This window comes from Kitasatospora cineracea (assembly GCF_003751605.1).
Lineage (GTDB): Bacteria > Actinomycetota > Actinomycetes > Streptomycetales > Streptomycetaceae > Kitasatospora > Kitasatospora cineracea.
This window is the reverse complement of record NZ_RJVJ01000001.1, coordinates 5,401,143-5,417,366: the sequence shown is the minus strand read 5'-3', so window position 1 is coordinate 5,417,366 and position 16,224 is coordinate 5,401,143. Positions and strand designations below refer to the sequence as shown.

The 16,224-nt window shown below is 74.6% G+C and carries 12 protein-coding genes and 1 riboswitch; of the genes, 4 read left to right on the top strand and 8 right to left on the bottom strand.

Annotated features, from left to right (window positions below; all coding sequences use genetic code 11):
• Positions 1 to 9: 9 nt before the first annotated feature.
• Genes EDD39_RS24355 through EDD39_RS24345 form a run of 3 tightly spaced genes read right to left on the bottom strand, consistent with a single transcriptional unit; the run spans position 10 to position 3,559 of the window.
• Positions 10 to 789 carry a 3-oxoacyl-ACP reductase gene (locus EDD39_RS24355; RefSeq protein WP_123559322.1) on the bottom strand — a complete coding sequence of 260 codons (780 nt, stop codon included), beginning with the start codon at positions 787 to 789 and terminating at the stop codon, positions 10 to 12.
• A complete protein-coding gene (locus EDD39_RS24350; protein WP_123559320.1) occupies positions 786 to 2,162 on the bottom strand; it encodes an aldehyde dehydrogenase family protein in 1,377 nt (458 codons plus the stop codon). Before EDD39_RS24350 ends, EDD39_RS24355 begins: the two co-directional genes overlap by 4 nt.
• A gap of 38 nt (positions 2,163 to 2,200) precedes the next feature.
• On the bottom strand, positions 2,201 to 3,559 hold the full coding sequence (locus EDD39_RS24345; protein ID WP_123559318.1) for a glutamine synthetase family protein: 1,359 nt from the start codon (positions 3,557 to 3,559) through the stop codon (positions 2,201 to 2,203).
• Positions 3,560 to 3,836: 277 nt separating this feature from the next.
• Here EDD39_RS24345 and EDD39_RS24340 point away from each other — a divergent pair, with 277 nt between their 5' ends.
• Positions 3,837 to 4,715: a GNAT family N-acetyltransferase gene (locus tag EDD39_RS24340; protein ID WP_123559316.1), complete on the top strand. Its 879-nt coding sequence runs from the start codon at positions 3,837 to 3,839 to the stop codon at positions 4,713 to 4,715.
• 72 nt (positions 4,716 to 4,787) lie between these two features.
• On the opposite strand, the gene EDD39_RS24335 is transcribed toward EDD39_RS24340, so the two are convergent.
• Positions 4,788 to 6,149 (bottom strand): acyltransferase family protein, encoded by a 1,362-nt coding sequence (locus tag EDD39_RS24335; protein ID WP_123559314.1) that lies wholly within the window; start codon positions 6,147 to 6,149, stop codon positions 4,788 to 4,790.
• Positions 6,150 to 6,429: 280 nt separating this feature from the next.
• A riboswitch (M-box (ykoK) riboswitch) is annotated at positions 6,430 to 6,602 on the top strand.
• 641 nt (positions 6,603 to 7,243) lie between these two features.
• Here EDD39_RS24335 and EDD39_RS24330 point away from each other — a divergent pair.
• The 3 genes from EDD39_RS24330 to EDD39_RS24320 all read left to right on the top strand — a co-directional run bounded on the left by EDD39_RS24330 (position 7,244) and on the right by EDD39_RS24320 (position 10,528).
• The gene (locus EDD39_RS24330; RefSeq protein WP_123559312.1) at positions 7,244 to 8,611 is read left to right on the top strand and encodes a magnesium transporter MgtE N-terminal domain-containing protein; all 1,368 of its coding nucleotides are present in this window, start codon (positions 7,244 to 7,246) and stop codon (positions 8,609 to 8,611) included.
• Complete coding sequence (locus EDD39_RS24325) at positions 8,608 to 10,008, top strand: NRAMP family divalent metal transporter (RefSeq protein WP_244256991.1); 1,401 nt, start codon at positions 8,608 to 8,610, stop codon at positions 10,006 to 10,008. Before EDD39_RS24330 ends, EDD39_RS24325 begins: the two co-directional genes overlap by 4 nt.
• 187 nt (positions 10,009 to 10,195) lie before the next feature.
• Positions 10,196 to 10,528, top strand: coding sequence for a DUF2087 domain-containing protein (locus tag EDD39_RS24320; protein ID WP_123559310.1), 333 nt, complete (start codon positions 10,196 to 10,198; stop codon positions 10,526 to 10,528).
• On the opposite strand, the gene EDD39_RS24315 is transcribed toward EDD39_RS24320, so the two are convergent.
• The 4 genes from EDD39_RS24315 to EDD39_RS24300 all read right to left on the bottom strand — a co-directional run bounded on the left by EDD39_RS24315 (position 10,510) and on the right by EDD39_RS24300 (position 16,013).
• Positions 10,510 to 11,655 carry a serine hydrolase domain-containing protein gene (locus tag EDD39_RS24315; protein ID WP_123559308.1) on the bottom strand — a complete coding sequence of 382 codons (1,146 nt, stop codon included), beginning with the start codon at positions 11,653 to 11,655 and terminating at the stop codon, positions 10,510 to 10,512. The genes EDD39_RS24320 and EDD39_RS24315 overlap by 19 nt on opposite strands.
• A gap of 685 nt (positions 11,656 to 12,340) precedes the next feature.
• Positions 12,341 to 14,446: a xanthine dehydrogenase family protein molybdopterin-binding subunit gene (locus tag EDD39_RS24310; protein WP_123559306.1), complete on the bottom strand. Its 2,106-nt coding sequence runs from the start codon at positions 14,444 to 14,446 to the stop codon at positions 12,341 to 12,343.
• Positions 14,443 to 15,447 carry an FAD binding domain-containing protein gene (locus EDD39_RS24305; protein WP_123559304.1) on the bottom strand — a complete coding sequence of 335 codons (1,005 nt, stop codon included), beginning with the start codon at positions 15,445 to 15,447 and terminating at the stop codon, positions 14,443 to 14,445. The genes EDD39_RS24310 and EDD39_RS24305 overlap by 4 nt, the downstream gene beginning before the upstream one ends.
• On the bottom strand, positions 15,444 to 16,013 hold the full coding sequence (locus EDD39_RS24300) for a (2Fe-2S)-binding protein (protein WP_123559302.1): 570 nt from the start codon (positions 16,011 to 16,013) through the stop codon (positions 15,444 to 15,446). The genes EDD39_RS24305 and EDD39_RS24300 overlap by 4 nt, the downstream gene beginning before the upstream one ends.
• Positions 16,014 to 16,224 lie beyond the last annotated feature (211 nt).

The following is a 16,224-nucleotide window of genomic DNA, read 5'->3' as shown; positions in this document are numbered from 1 at the left end:
CCGCATGCGCTACGGGAGCGGGGTGACGTACGCGCCGGAGATGCCGCCGTCCACCAGGAAGGTGTTGGCGGTCATGAAGGAGGAGTCGTCGCTGGCCAGGAAGGCCACCGCGGCGGCGATCTCCTCGGGTTCGGCGAACCGGCCGAGCGGGATGTGCACCAGCCTGCGGGCGGCGCGTTCCGGGTCCTTGGCGAACAGCTCCTGCAGCAGCGGGGTGTTGACCGGGCCGGGGCACAGCGCGTTGACCCGGATGCCCTCGCGGGCGAACTCCACGCCCAGCTCGCGGCTCATCGCCAGCACGCCGCCCTTGGAGGCGCTGTAGGAGATCTGCGAGGTCGCGGCGCCCATCACCGCCACGAAGGACGCGGTGTTGATGATCGAGCCCCTGCCCTGCCGCCGCATGTGGCCGATCGCGTACTTGCAACACAGGTACACCGAGGTCAGGTTGACGTCCTGGACGCGCTTCCACGCCTCCAGGCCGGTGACCAGGATGGAGTCGTCGTCCGGCGGGGAGATGCCCGCGTTGTTGAACGCCACGTCCAGGCTGCCGTAGTGCTCGACGGCGGTGTCGAACAGGGCCCGGACCTGCTCCTCGTCGGTGACGTCGGTGCGCACGAACAGGCCGCCGGCCTCGTTGGCGGCCTTGGTGCCGGTCTCCTCGTCGATGTCGGCGCACACCACCTTCGCGCCCTCGGCGGCGAAGCGGCGCACCGTGGCCAGGCCGATGCCGCTGCCCGCGCCGGTGACGACCGCCACCCGGCCCTCAAGTCGCTTGCTCATCTGGCTCATTCCTCCGTGGCGATGAAGACGTTCTTGGTCTCGGTGAAGGCGTGCAGGGCGTCCGGTCCGAGCTCGCGGCCCAGGCCGGACTGTTTGAAGCCGCCGAACGGCGTCCAGTAGCGCACCGAGGAGTGCGAGTTGACGGACAGGTTGCCCGCCTCCAGGGCCCGGGCGACGCGCAGCGCCCGGCCCACGTCGCGCGTCCAGACCGACCCGGACAGGCCGTACTCGGTGGCGTTGGCGATCCGCACCGCGTCGCTCTCGCCGCGGAACGGGACCACGGTGACGACCGGGCCGAACACCTCCTCGGTGAACGCCCGGTGGTCGGGGGCGATCGGCGCCAGCACCGTCGGCGGGTACCAGAAGCCGGGCCCTTCGGGCGCGGCGCCGCGGAACGCCACCTCGGTGTCGCCGTCCACGTAGGAGGCCACCCGGGCCCGGTGCGCGGCCGAGACCAGCGGCCCCATCTCGGTCTTCTCGTCCGCCGGGTCACCGACCCGCACCCCCCGGACGGCGCGCTCCAGCCGCTCCATGAACTCCTCGTACACGCTCGCCTCGACCAGGATCCGGGAGCGCGCGCAGCAGTCCTGCCCCGCGTTGTCGAAGACCGCGTACGGGGCGGTGGCGGCGGCCTTGTCCAGGTCGGCGTCGGCGAAGACGATGTTGGCGCTCTTGCCGCCGAGTTCGAGCGTGACCGGCTTGACCTGGGCGGCGCAGCCCGCCATCACCGACTTGCCGACGGCGGTGGAGCCGGTGAACACCACCTTGCGGACGTCGGGGTGGGTGACGAAGCGCTGTCCGACCACCGGGCCGCGGCCGGGCAGCACCTGCAGCACGCCCTCGGGCAGGCCCGCGCGCAGGGCGAGTTCGGCCAGCCGCAGCGCGGTGAGCGGGGTGAGCTCGGCGGGTTTGACGATGACGGTGTTGCCCGCGGCCAGTGCGGGGGCCAGCGCCCAGGCGGCGATCGGCAGCGGGAAGTTCCACGGGACGATCACGCCGACCACGCCGAGCGGCTCGTGGAAGGTCACGTCGAGGCCGCCGGCCACCGGGATCTGCCGGCCGAACAGCCGCTCGGGGGCGCCCGCGTAGTACTCGATGACGTCGCGCGCGTTGCCGGCCTCCCAGCGGGCGTTGCCGATGGTGTGCCCGGCGTTGGCGACCTCCAGGGCGGCCAGCTGCTCGCGTTCGGCGTCCACTTCGGCGGCGAAGCGGCGCAGCAGCCGGGCCCGGTCGCCGGGGGCCACGTTCCGCCAGCTCTCGAACGCCGCCTTGGCGCGGGCGATCGCGGCGTCGGCGGCGGCCGGACCGGCCAGGTCGACGGTGGTGATCACCTCCTCGGTGGCGGGGTTGACCACCCGGTACGGCTCGGACTCCTCGGACACCTGCTCCTCCTCGCTCTCGTGCGCCTGCCGCGCCCGCCTCACAGCCGCTCGAAGCCGCGGCGGCGCTCCCAGTCGGTCACCGCGGCGTCGTACGCGGCGAGTTCGACCCGCCCGGCGTGGGCGTAGTGCCGCACGACGTCCTTGCCGAACGCCTCGGTGGCGGCCTCGCTGCGCTCGAACCGGTCGACGGCCTCGCGCAGCGTCGGGGGCACCCTGGGCGCGTCGGAGGCGTACGCGTTGCCGGTGAACTCTGGCTCCAGCGGCAGCTGGTGCTCCACGCCGTGCAGCCCGGCGGCGATCAGCGCGGCCACCGCCAGGTACGGGTTGACGTCACCGCCGGGCACCCGGTTCTCGAACCGCAGCGAGGCCCCGTGCCCGACCACCCGCAGCGCGCACGTCCGGTTGTCGCGGCCCCAGGCGATCGCGGTGGGGGCGAAGCTGCCCGGCACGTAGCGCTTGTAGGAGTTGACGGTCGGGGCGAGCAGCAGCGCGAACCGATCGAGGCAGGCGAGCTGCCCGGCCAGGAAGTGCTCCATCGTCCGGGAGAAGCCGTGCGGGCCCTCGCCGGGGAAGACCGGGCGGCCCCGCTCGTCGCGCAGGCTCAGGTGCACGTGGCAGGAGTTGCCCTCGCGCTGGTCGTACTTGGCCATGAAGGTGAGGCTGACGCCCTCCTGCGCGGCGATCTCCTTCGCGCCGGTCTTGTAGACGGCGTGGTCGTCGCAGGTGGTCAGCGCGTCGGCGTAGCGGAACGCGATCTCGTGCTGCCCGAGGTTGCACTCGCCCTTCGCGGACTCCACCGTCAGCCCGGCCCTGGCCATGCCGGTGCGCAGGCGGCGCAGCAGCGGTTCGATCCGGGCGGTGCCGAGGATCGAGTAGTCGACGTTGTACTGGTTGACGGGCGTGAGGTCCTGGTAGTGCTTCGCCCAGGCGTGCTCGTAGCTGTCCCGGAACACCATGAACTCCAGCTCGGTGCCCACGCACGCGCCCCAGCCGTAGCCGGCCAGCCGCTCCAGCTGGCGGCGCAGCACCTGCCGGGGCGAGACCGCGACCGGCGTGCCGTCGTGGTGGGCGAGGTCGCACTGGACCATGGCGGTGGCCGGGTGCCAGGGCACCATCCGCAGGGTGGCCGGGTCGGGGGCGAAGACCAGGTCTCCGTAGCCGTTCTCCCAGGAGGAGACGGTGTAGCCGTCGACGGTGTTCATCTCCACGTCCACCGCCAGCAGGTAGCCGCAGCCCTCGGCGCCCGCGCCCAGCACCTCGGTCAGGAAGTACCCGGCGTCCAGGCGTTTGCCCTGCAACCGGCCCTGCATGTCGGTGACGGCCAGGACGACCGTCTCCACCGCGCCCTCGGCCACCAGTCCCCGCAGCCGCTCCACCGTGAGCCGTGCCTCGGTCATCCGCCCACCACCTCCGCCACCCGGCCCGCCGCACGCGGACCGGTCCGCCACGACGACGATGATCCCGCTCCGGGCCCGGGCGCACCAGTGGCCGCGCGGGCACCGAACAAACCTGATTACCCGTCAGAAGATCGCTCATACCGATGAACTGACCGCTCATCAGTTTTTCCACCCTCGTTCCACTCGTCGTCCGATCCGAAATGCGATTGCCCCGGACGTCCGGACCTGCTTCGGTGGCGCCTGCCCGCCCGCCCCGTCCTCCTGGAGTCCACCGCCCGTGACCTTCCGCCTGACCGCCCTCACCGATCCCGCCGACAGCCCCTTCTCCCACCGCCTCGCCTGGCTGGCCTCCGCCCGGGACGGCACCCCGCTCGGCAGCGCCTTCCTCCGCCTGTTCGACTCCCCCGAACAGGCCCATCTCTGCGAACTCACCCTGGACGTCCACCCCGCCGAGCGACGCCGCGGCGCCGGGTCGGCACTGCTCGCGGCCGCGGTCGCCGCGGCCCGGGAGGACGGGCGCGGCGCCCTGCTCGCCCAGGCCGTCGAGGGCTCCCCGGGCGACGCCTTCCTCTCCGCCCGGGGCTTCGGACGGGCCCTCGTCCTCGACTTCGCCCGGCTGGACCTGACGGCCGGAACCTCCACCGGTGGAGCGGCGGCGGCCGGGCTCCCGTCCGGCTACCGGCTGGTCTCCTGGCTCGGCAGCTGCCCCGAGGAGTGGCTGCCGGCCTTCACCCGCTCGCGCAGCGCCATGGACGACATCCCGCTGGGCGACGTCGGGTTCGGCCGGGTCGTGTGGGACGAGGCCCGGGTGCTGGCCGTGGCGAAGGCCGTCGCCGACCGGGGCGAACTGCTGCACACCGTCGCCGTGCTGGAGACCGCCACCGGCGACCTGGTCGGGTTCAGCGAGCTGGTGCTGCCCGCCGACCGGTCCGGCGACGGCCAGCACTACGGCACCGCCGTCCAGCCCGCCCACCGCAGGCGCGGCCTGGCCCGGGCGATGAAGGCCGAGGCGATCCGTTGGACGCGGGCCGAGCACCCCGCGATCACCGGCCTGCTCACCGACACCGCCGACCACAACACCGGCATGCTGGCGGTCAACCGCGCCCTGGGCTATCGGAGCACCCACCGCTCCGTCGAGTTCCGCCGCCCGCTCTGACCCGGCGCCCGCCGCCCGCTCCGAACCGCCGCCCCGGACTGTCACGCAGCCGCCGCTCGGGGCGGCGGGCCCTCAGCTGCCCTGTCCCACCGGCTGCCCCACGGTCTGTTCCGCCGCGGCCGCTGTCGGGCTCCGCGGGCCCGCCGCGCCGCCGACCAGCACCACACCGATGGCGAAGGCGAGCAGGACCCGCCAGTCGGGCGATCCGCTCCGGGCCAGGCCCTGGACCGCCCAGCGGGCCAGGGCCCAGCCCACCGCCGCCAGCCCCGCGAGCAGCATGGCGGACCGTCCCGCGCCCGCTGTCCGGGCCTGTGCCCGGATGCGCCCGGCCAGCCGCAGCAGCAGGCCGTCGACCGGGCGCAGGGCGGCCAGCAGCGCGCCGAGCAGCACGGCCAGCACCAGCACCCACGCCGGGCGCCAGGCCCACCAGGCTGCCGAGCCGACCTCCGGTTCGGGGGCCAGGTCGGTGAGGTAGAACGCGGCCCCTACGGCCAGCACGGGCACCATGTGCCAGAGGTACAGCGACATGCCGGCCCGGCCGAGCTGGGCGATCAGCCGGCCGGGGCCCCGCCGGGCGTTCAGGACGCGCTCGGCGTACGGAGCCAGCAGCAGGCACAGCCCGCACTGGGCGAGCAGCCAGGCCAGCATCGCCAACGACGGCGGGTCGGTGTTCGAGACCTCCTCGCCGCTGACCAGGACCAGGCTGACCGGGAACGGCCCGAACCCGACCAGCGCCGCGTACCCGGCCGCCCCGCCCACCGCCAGGGCCGCGCCGAACACCGGGCGGGCCACCGCGCCGCCCGCCCGCCAGGCGAAGCCGAGCTGGTAGGCGACGGCCCAGACCAGCAGGTAGTTCAGCAGGCCGACCCGGTACGCCCAGTCGGCGTCCACCTCGATCACCAGCAGGCCGACCGCCGCCCCCGCCGCGGCGAGGGCCGCGACCGAGCCCAGGCCCCAACGCCGGTGCAGCGCGGCCAGCCACGGTGTCAGCATGCTGATCGCCAGGTACACGGGCAGGAACCAGAACTGCATCGCCAGCGCCCACCCGATCATGCCGAGCAGTGCCGGATCGGCCCCGCACGCCCCCGCGATCGCCAGACCGCCCAGCGTCGGCACCAGGTAGGCGGCGGTGGGCAGCAGCAGCCGCAGGGCGCGGCCGCGGATCCAGCCCGCTGCCGTCCCGCCCCCGGCCCGGCAGCGGTTCCAGGAACCGGCCGCCGCGTAGCCGCCGGCCAGGAAGAAAACCGGCATGATCTGGAAGCCCAGGGTCAGCCACTGCGTCCACGGCACGGCCGCCATCAGCTCGGGCGCCGCCAACGCTCCGTCAGGTGCCCGTACCAGTGCGGTGATCAGCCAGTGGCCGAGCACCACCAGCACGATCGCCCCCGCGCGCAGCAGGTCCACGTACCTGCTGCGACCCGTTCCACCGTCCATGGTCCTCCCCCGTCTCCCCGTGCCGGTTATCATCGCCAGCCGCCCCTCACGATCACGTCACCCGGCGCGTTGCGGTTCGGCCACAACCCGCCCTTCCCCTGCGCGCCCCACCGCGCCCCCGCTGCTCCACCGCCCCGCACCACTCCCCTGCACCGGCCCGGACCCGTCCCGTACGGCCGGGGGCCGGGCCGCTCCGAACGGAAAGTGATCGAGGAGTCAAACCCTGGTCAAGGATGAGGTGATGGGGGTGACGGGGGGCCTATCCTGGTCGCGCAACGACAAGACACCTCGTTCGGTGAGGCGTCTTCACGGACACAGGCCACTGATCCCACCCGTCGAGAGACGCTCCGGATCAGGACAGGTCTCCCCGGCTCAAGGGGTGATCCCAAGTGGCTTCCCCGCTGCCGGGGACACGCCGTGGAGTGCCAAAGCTCTGACGAGTTGGGGTGTGCCGGGCCGCCGCGGCCCGGTCGCCTGCCGTGCGGCCGCGAGCTGAACTCGTCGGCCAGAACCGGGAGGAGGCGGGATGGACAGTAGTAGTCCGGGGCACAGTCGGCCCCTCCCCGTTTCGTCCTCGCCGCTGTTCCGCGGTTCGAGGCAGTTCCTCCTCCACTGATTCCGCCGGACTCTCCGATTCCGAACGGCCGGGTACCCCGGTTGTCCGTCGTGTCGGCCGCCTTCCCTGCGGCCGGTTCGTCGGACCGCCGACGCCCCGCCGCGCCGGGGTGGGACCGGCGCCGCCTCCCGGCAGCAGCCGCCGTCGTCCGCTGCCCGGAGCCGGCCGCCACCGTCTGCCGGACGACCTCACCGGACCGGCCCCGGCCCGGGTCCACTCCCGACGCCACCGCGCCACGCCGCCACGCCCGCCTGCCCTTCACCGGGGCGGGCTGCCGGCCGGAGTGCACCGACGGGGTGTCGGCGGACCGCGGGCGGCCGTCGGCCGGTGACCGGTGCCGCTGGTCGGTGACCGGCGTCGGCGGGGCCGCCGGTACTCGGGCGCGCCCTCCGGGGGCGCCCGCCGGCCGGAGCGTGGAAGGAACTGTTGCGAGCCGCTCGTCGGCCCCGCCCTGTCGGGGCAGAGGAGGTGTTCCCCCATGGCCACCAACACACTGTTCAGCTCGACCACGGCCCGGCTGCGCGACCGCCGGGTCAACCTCGACCACCGGGCCACCGCCAGCCGCGCGGTGCGCGCCTCCCTGGTCTCGCTGGCCGGGCTGATCGGGGCGCCGGTCACCAACCAGGCCGGGGCGGAGGTCGGTCGGCTGGCCGACGTGGTCGCCCGGCTGTACGGCCCGGACCCGTACCCGCCGATGACCGGGCTGATCCTGCGGATCGGGCGGCGCCGGACGTTCCTGCCCGCCGAAGCGATCGGACGGCTTGGCGCCGGGCACGTCCGGCTCCGGGCGTCCCGCGTCGACCTGCGGGACTTCCAGCGGCGCCCCGGTGAGGTGCTGCTGGCCCGCGACGTGCTGGACCACCAGCTCGTCGACGTCGACGGCGTCCAGGTCACCCGGGCCGCCGACCTGTACCTGGCGCCGCTGGTCGGCCGGGTGGTGCTGGTCGGAGTGGACGTGTCGCTGCCGACCCTGCTGCGCCGGCTGGGCCCGCGCCGCTGGCAGGCCCGGCCCACCCCGGAACGCGTGCTGGACTGGCAGTCGTTCGCCCCGTTCGGCGAGCAGGCCACCGAGGGACCGGCCGAAGTCCGGCTGCGGTCCTCCCGCTCGGCCCTGCACCAGCTCCGCCCCGCGGACCTGGCCGACATCCTGGAGGACCTCGGCCGCAGCGAACGGCAGCAGCTGCTGGGCTGGTTGGCACCCGAGCAGGCCGCCGACGCGCTGGAGGAGATGGAGCCCGCCGAGCTGGAGAACCTGCTGCGCGAGGCCAGGCCGGAGCACGCCGCACGGCTGGTCGACGAGATGGAGCCCGACGAGGCCGCCGACGCGCTGCGCGACCTCCAACCGGGCGAGCGGGAGCGGCTGTTGGAACGGATGCCCCACGGGGAGGCCGCCGAGCTGCGCGGGCTGCTCGCCCACCGGGAGGGCACCGCCGGTGGCGCGATGACGACCCGGCTGGTCACCGCCCGGCTGGAGCAGACCGTCGCCGAGGTCCGCGCCGAACTGGCCGCGCAGGCCGAGCACCGCACCGAGATCGACGCCGTCGTGGTGCTGGACACCGCTGGGCGGCTGGTCGCCGACGTGCCGCTGTTCGACCTGGCGGTGGCCGAGGACAGCACGCCGGTCACCGATCTGGTGGCCTGGCTGGCCCAGTTCGGCCCGCCCGTCGCGGTCTCCCCCGACGCCCGGCTGGCCAAGGTCGCCGACCGGCTGGTGGCCGCCCGCAAGTCCTCCCTCCTGGTGGTCGACGAGGAGGACCGGCCGCTCGGCCGGATCCTCGCCGACGACATCCTCGACGCCCTGCTGCCCGAGCGCGGGCGCCTGCACTTCCGGAGGTTCCTCCAGTGAACGCCCGCACCGGCCTCGGCCCGACCGACCCCGCAGCCGCCCCCACCGCTGCCGGCCCCACCACTGCTCCCCGGTCCTCCGACCACTTCCCCTCCCAGACCGGTCCCTCCGCGGCCGGGCCCGTCACCGGGGCCGGGCCCGGGCGCCCGGCCCCGGCCCGTCGGCGCGGGCTGCGCCGGATCGCCGCGGTGGCGATGATCGCCGGCCCCGGGCTGGTCGCCGCCAACGCGGGCAACGACGCCGCCGGCATCGCCACCTATGCCTCGGCCGGCTCCCAGTACACCTACGGCACGCTGTTCTTCATGGTGCTGGTGACCGTCGCCCTGGTGATGGTCCAGGAGATGGCCGTCCGGCTCGGCGCGCACACCGGCAAGGGGCTCGGGGCACTGATCCGCGAGCAGTTCAGCCTCCGGCTGACCGCCCTGGCGGTCGGCTGCCTGCTGCTGGCGAACACCGGCCTGGTGGTCAGCGAGTTCGCCGGGATCGGCGCGGCCTTCGAGCTGCTGGGCATTCCGAAGTGGGCGGTGGTGCCGCCCGCCGCCGTGCTGCTGTGGGCGCTGGTGCTGTTCGGCTCCTACCGGTGGGCGGAGCGGATCTTCCTGGTGATGTCGCTGGCGTTCTTCTCCTACCCGATCGCCATGGTGCTCGGGCACCCGCACTGGGGGGAGGTCGGCCGGAACCTCGCGGTGCCGCACATGCAGCCCTCCAGCGACTTCGTCCTGCTGGCCGTCGCACTGATCGGTACGACCGTCAGCCCGTACATGCAGTTCTACGCGGCGGCCGGCGTCGTGGACCGGGGCGCGAAGCCGGAGGACTACCGGCTGATCCGGGCGGACGCCGTGCTCGGTGCGGTGTTCGCCTGCGTGATCAGCCTGACCATCATCATCGCCACCGCGGCGGCGATCGGCGGGACGGGACCGCTGCAGTCCGCCTCCGAGGCCGCCCGGGCGCTGGAGCCGGTGGCCGGGCCGGGCGCGGAACTGCTGTTCGCCTTCGGGCTGCTCGGCGCCTCGGCCCTGGCCGGGGCCGTGGTGCCGCTGTCGGCGAGCTACGCGATCGGCGAGGCGGCCGGGGTGGAGCGCTCGGTCTCCCGCCGCTTCCGGGACGCCCCGCTGTTCCTCGGCGTGTTCACCGCGCAGATCGCCCTGGGCGCGATCGTGGCGCTGACCCCGGTCGACGTCATCCAGCTGCTGATCGGCACCCAGGTGCTCCAGGGGCTGATCAGCCCGATCGTGCTGGTGTACCTGCTGGTGCTGACCAACCGGCGTTCCCTGCTCGGCGCCGCCGCGAACGGCCCGCGCTACCGGATCGCCGCGACCGCAGTGGTCGTCGGGGTGGCGCTGATGTCCACCGTCCTGCTGGTGCAGACCGTCCTCGGCTGGTTCGGCCTGGCCTGACCGCGTGCCCCACCGGGGGCCGCGGAGCAGCAGCGCCCGCACTGCCGCCCACCGGGCCCGTCCCCTCCCCGTGTTCCGCGCACCCATGCGTTCCCTCCTCCCGGGGCGCCGTCCCGACCGACCGGGACGGCGCCCCCGCTGGTTAATCCGTTTGTCTCCCGGCAACCGCCCTGCCAGGCTCCCTGCCATGTCTGCTCACGAACCGCCGGCCGATCTCGCCGCTTTCTTCTCCGACGGCCGTCTGGTCTCCGTCCCGCGCCGGCCGGCCCGCCGCGCCGCCCTGCTCGGGCACCTCGTGCGCGCCCTCTTCGACCCCGAGCGCTCGTACACCGAGCGGGAGGTCAACGAGACGCTGCTCGGCGTCCATTCCGACAGCGCCATGCTCCGGCGCTACCTGGTCGAGGCCCGGTTGCTGATCCGCACCCGGGACGGGTCTAGCTACCGGCGGGCCGTCGCCGACGACTGCGACGGCCCGGCTGCCCCGACCGGTCCGGCGAGCGCTCAGCCGCCCGCCGCGTAGCTCCAGAACTCGCGCAGCAGCGGTGGCGGGGTGGGCCCCGTCATCTCCCGCTGGGTGAGCAGTACCGTCACCAGCCCGGTGCGTCGCACCACGTGGGCGGCGGTGCCGGTGCCGCCGACCCAGCCGTAGCGGCCCGGCGTGTTCCACGGGTCTCGGCGGACCACGTCCACCGAGCCGCCGTAGCCCCAGCCCTGCCCCTCCAGGAACAGCTCGCTGTCCTTGCGTTGGCGCTCCGTCAGGTGGTTGGTGGTCATCAGCCGGACCGCGCCCAGCGAGAGCACCCGCCGCCCGTCCTCGGCGCGGCCGCCCGCGCGCAGCATCCGCAGGAACGTGAACACGTCGTCGAGGGTGGACACCAGGCCGCCGGCCCCGGACGGGAACGGGGGCGGGGTGCTCCACTGGCCGTCCGGTGGGTCGGCCACCGTCAGGGTGCCGTCCGGGTCCGGGTGGTACAGCGGGGTCAGCCGCCCCGGTGGCGCGTGGAAGGCCGTGTCGGGCATGCCCAGCGGTTCGAACAGCCGCTCCGTCAGGACTCGGTCGAGCGGCTGCCCGGCCGCCCGGGCGATCAGGACGCCCTGGATGTCGGAGCAGGTGTTGTAGAGCCAGGCCTCACCCGGCTGGTGGAGCATCGGGATGCCCGCCAGGGCGGCCGTCCACTCCTCGGGCGGTGCCACCTGCTGGGGCCGGGGCGGTGCCTGGGCGAGCTCCGCGAACAGCGGGGCCAGCGCCGGCAGGGTGAAGTCCGTCGAGAAGCCGTAGCCGGCCCGCGACTCCATGACGTCCCGTACCGTGACGGGCCGGTTCGCCGGGACGGTGTCCGTCACCGGGGCGCGTGGTGTCCGCACCACCCGCAGGTCGGCCAGCTCCGGCAGCCAGCGCTCGACCGGGTCGTCGAGCGCCAGCACCCCGTCGTCGACCAGTTGGAGCGCCGCCGCGGCCGTGACGGGCTTCCCGACCGAGGCGATCCGTACCGGCGACTCCCTGCTCAGCTCGCCCGCGGCGGCCGTCTCGACCCGCCCCTCGCGGGCGACCAGGGCGACCGCCCCCGGCACCGTCCCGTCCGCGACCCGACGCTCCAGCAGCGCCTGCAGTCCGCCCGCGCCGCGCGGCTCGTCCGTCGTGCGCATCCCGCTCGTCCCTCGCATCGTGCTCCCCTTTCGTCGCCGGTGCCCGATCCGCACCGTACGCCCCTTCTGTCTCCTGCTGTTTGAAGTGTGCCCCGCCCTCCCGGCCCGCCCACCGGACGATCGGCTGGCTTTGGCGCACCGATCAGTTGACGATCCGTCAGCCGATCGGTTGACCCCGATGTCAACCACCGGTTGGTTTTCCGCGGCGCAGGCGATTTCCGGCGTCGGAATCCGCCGTCCGGGTACTGTCCTCGAGTAGCGTGGCCCGCACCCTCGACCACACCGACCGGAACACCACGATCACCCCCGGCGTCGATCCGGAGGACATCACCGCCCTGAAGTCCTCCGCCGAGTCCGACCTCGCCGTCGGCGGCGCCGTCCTCGCCGCCGGGCTGTGCCGGCTGGACCTGATCGGCTTCACTATCGACTTCACCGGGGAGAACGCCCCTGCCCGGCGCGGAGCCCGACCATCAGGCTCCGGGGTGAAACGCCCAGCGGTTTTCGCCCTCACCGACTCCGCCGGCCTGCGCCTGGCAGAGACCGCCACGCCACCGGTCCACTGCCGGTGCGGCCGGCCTCCGGAGCGGCCCTTTCCCCGGCGGGGCCCCACATCGCAGGCGTCTTCCTCCGGTCCGCCCGCCGATCCGGACGAAACTGCCCGGCGGGGCGCCGCCGTGCGGGCCGTTCACCGCCCGGGCAGGTCCTCCAGGCCGGGCAGCACCTTGTCCAGCGTGACGGGCAGGTCCCGCACGCGGACGCCGCAGGCGTGCCACACGGCGTTGGACACCGCGGCGGCCGTTCCGACGATGCCGATCTCGCCGATGCCCTTGGTCCCCATCGCGTTGACGTGGGGGTCGTGTTCGTCGAGCCAGTGGGCCTCGACCTCGGTGACGTCCGCGTTGGCCGTGATGTGGTAGTCGGCGAGGTCGTGGTTGACGACGTGGCCGGTCCGGGGGTCGAGGACGCTGTGCTCGTGCAGCGCCATGGACAGCCCCATCGTCATGCCGCCGATGAACTGCGAGCGCGCCGTGCGCGGGTTGACGATCCGTCCGGCGGCGAAGACGCCCAGCAGGCGCGGTACCCGGATCTCCCCCGTGTCCAGGTGGACCCGGGCCTCGGCGAACTGGGCGCCGAAGGCGTGCATCGCCCAGCGGTCGTCCGCCGGCTGGACGGAGCCGGACGCCTCGGCCCGGTCCGGCGGCTCGGCGCCGTACCGGGCGCGGAGGGCGCGGGCGGCCTCGACCACGGCCGAGCCCCAGGTCGACATGCCCGAGGAGCCGCCCGCCACCGACGCCACCGGGTAGGCGGTGTCGCCGATCCGCACCTCGACCCGCTCGACGCCGACGCCGAGCGCGTCCGCGGCGATCTGCGCGAGCGTGGTCCAGGTGCCGGTGCCGAGGTCGGCCGCGCCGATCTCGGCGACGTACCGGTCGCCCTCCCGCCGGATCACCGCCGTCGACTTCGACATCCGGTGCACCGGGTAGGTGGAGGCGGCGACGCCGGTGCCGACCAGCCAGTCGCCGTCGCGGCGCACGCCGGGCCGCGGGTCGCGCCCGTTCCAGCCGAACCGCGCCGCGCCCTCGCGCAGGCAGCCGACCAGGTTGCGGCTGGAGAAGGGCTTGCCGGTCTCCGGGTCGGTGGCGGGTTCGTTGCGGATCCGCAGCTCGACCGGGTCGAGGCCGAGGCGCTCGGCCAGTTCGTCCATCGCCACCTCGGGCCCGAACATGCCGGGGCACTCCCCGGGCGCGCGCATCCAGGACGGCACGGGGACGTCGAGGGCGGCGAGGCGGTGGGTGGTGCGCCGGTTGGCGACGGCGTACATCATCCGGGCGGGCACGCCGGTCTGCTCGGCGAACTCCTTGATCCGCGAGGTCTGTTCGACGACGTCGAGCGCGAGGGCGGTCAGCGTGCCGTCGCGTTCGGCGGCGAGGAGGCAGCGCTGGATGGTGGGGGTGCGGTAGCCGGCGAGGGAGAACATCTGCTGCCGGGTCAGCGCGAGGCGCACCGCCCGGCCGGGGACGGCGCGCGCGGCCATCGCGGCGAGCACCACGTTGACGTGCGGGGTGCCCTTCGACCCGAAGCCGCCGCCGACGTACGGGCAGATGACCCGGACCTTCGCCTCGTCGAGGCCGAACACCGACGCCACGGCACTGCGGGCGGGGTGGACGCCCTGGGTGGAGTCCCACAGGGTGAGGCGGCCGTCGCCGGGCTCCCACCGGGCGGTGGTGGCGTGCGGCTCCATCGGATTGTTGTGGTACATCGCGGTGGTGTACGTCTGCTCGACCACCGCCGCCGCGGCGGCGGTGGCGGCCGCGACGTCGCCCTCGACGGTGTCGGTGGCGAAGTCCGGGTTCACCCGCTCGGGCGCGTACAGGTCGTCGCGGTCGGCCCGCAGCTCGCTGTCGTGCGCCGCCCGCGCGTAGCTCACCCGGACCAGGGCGGCGGCGTGCCGGGCCGTCTCGGAGCTGTCGGCGACGACCAGCGCGACGACCTGGCCGCGGAAGGCGACCTCGTCGTCCTGGAGGGCCGCCAGTTCCCGGTCCTCGGTGGAGGCCAGGCGTTCCGCGGTGGCGGGGGTGAGCACCGCGAGCACGCCGTCGAGCGCCTCGGCGGCGGCGGTGTCCAGCGCGGTGACCCGCCCCCGGGCGACGGTGGCCTGGACGGGGTGCGCGTAGGCGGGGTGCTCCACCGGCGTCTCGTAGGCGTAGACGGCGGTGCCGCGCACCTTGGCGGCGCCGTCCCGGCGGGGCAGGTCCAGGCCGATGGCGGCGGGGCGGTCGATGAACGTCATCGGGCGTCCTCCCGGACGAGTCCGCGCAGGGTGGCGGCGAGGGTGCGGCGCAGCAGCGGGATCTTGAAGGCGTTGCCGCCGTCCGGTCCGTCGGCCGGGCGGGCGTCGGCGAGTTCGGCGTCCGCGGCGGCGCGGTAGGTCTCCTCGGTGGCGGGGGCGCCGCGCAGCACCCGCTCGGCCCGGTGCGCGCGCCACGGCACGTGGGCCACGCCGCCGAGGGCGACCCGCGCGTCCGTGATCACCCCGTCCCGGACGTCCACCGCCGCGGCGACGCTGACCAGGGCGAACGCGTACGAGGCCCGGTCGCGCACCTTGCGGTAGGCCGAGCGGCGGGCGAGCGGCAGGGCCGGCAGGTCGATCGCGGTGATCAGGTCCCCGTGTTCGAGCACCGTGTCCCGCTCGGGGGTGTCGGCGGGCAGCCGGTGCAGGCCGGTGAAGGGGATCGTGCGTTCGCCGTCCGGCCCCAGCACCCGTACCTCGGCGTCGAGGGCGGCCATCGCCACGGCCATGTCGGAGGGGTGGACGGCGAGGCAGTGCTCGGAGGCGCCGAGGATCGCGTGGTGGCGGGTCCAGCCGCCGACGGCGGAGCAGCCCGAGCCGGGCTGCCGCTTGTTGCACGCCGTGGTGACGTCCTGGAAGTAGACGCAGCGGGTGCGCTGCAACGGGTTGCCGCCGGTGGTGGCCATGTTGCGCAGTTGGCCCGACGCGCCCGAGAGCAGGGCCTGGGACAGCACGGGGAAGCGCTCGCGCACCCGCCGGTCGGCGGCGAGGTCGCTGTTGCGGACGCCCGCGCCGATCCGGAGGGCTCCCCCGTCGAGTTCCTCGATCCCGGCGGGCAGCAGGTCGGCGACGTGGACGACCAGGTCGGGGGCGGCGACGCCGAGTTTGAGGTGGTCGACCAGGTTCGTCCCGCCGCCGAGGAACACCGCGGCCGGGTTCCCGGCGACGCTGCGGACGGCCGCCGCCGGGTCGGCCGGGCTCCGGTAGTCGAACGGTTTCACTCGGCCACCTCCGCACCCGGCGCGGCCGGGCCGGACTCGGCCGCGGCCTGCTGGACGGCGGGCACGATGTTGACGTAGGCCGCGCAGCGGCACAGGTTGCCGCTCATCCGCTCGGCCACCTCGGCCCGGTCCAGCTCCGGCGGCCGGCTGCCCTCGGTGACGGCGCTCGGCCAGCCCTGCGCGAACTCGTCGAGCATCCCGACCGCGGAGACGACCTGCCCCGGGGTGCAGTAGCCGCACTGGAACGCGTCGCAGTCGATGAACGCCCGCTGCACCGGGTGCAGCCCGTCGTCGGAGCGCTGCCCGTCGGCCCCCTGCCCCCGGGCGGCGAGCCCCTCGGCGGTGACGACCCGGGCGCCGTCCTGGGTGAGCGCCAGGGTGAGGCAGCTCAGCACCCGCCGTCCGCCGGAGAGCACCGTGCAGGCGCCGCACTGCCCGTGGTCACAGCCCTTCTTCGGGCTCGTCACCCCCAGCCGCTCGCGCAGGGCGTCCAGCAGGGTCGTGCGGGTGTCGACGGTCAGCCGACGCGGGGTTCCGTCAACGTGGACGGTGATCTCGCTCATCACCGCACGAAGGTTCCCGGCGCCGGTCCCGCTCACACGGGACCTGCCGGGACTCACCCGGGCGGGCCCCCGCGCGAGGATCTTGACTCGGAGTGGAGGGGAGCCTACGTTACTCGCGGGTCAACTCGGCCGGGCCGCGCCACCGCGTGCGACCGCCCTCGCCCTCGCCCCGACCGCGTGGGGCTCCCGTTCCGGAGAGGGTCGGACGACGCGT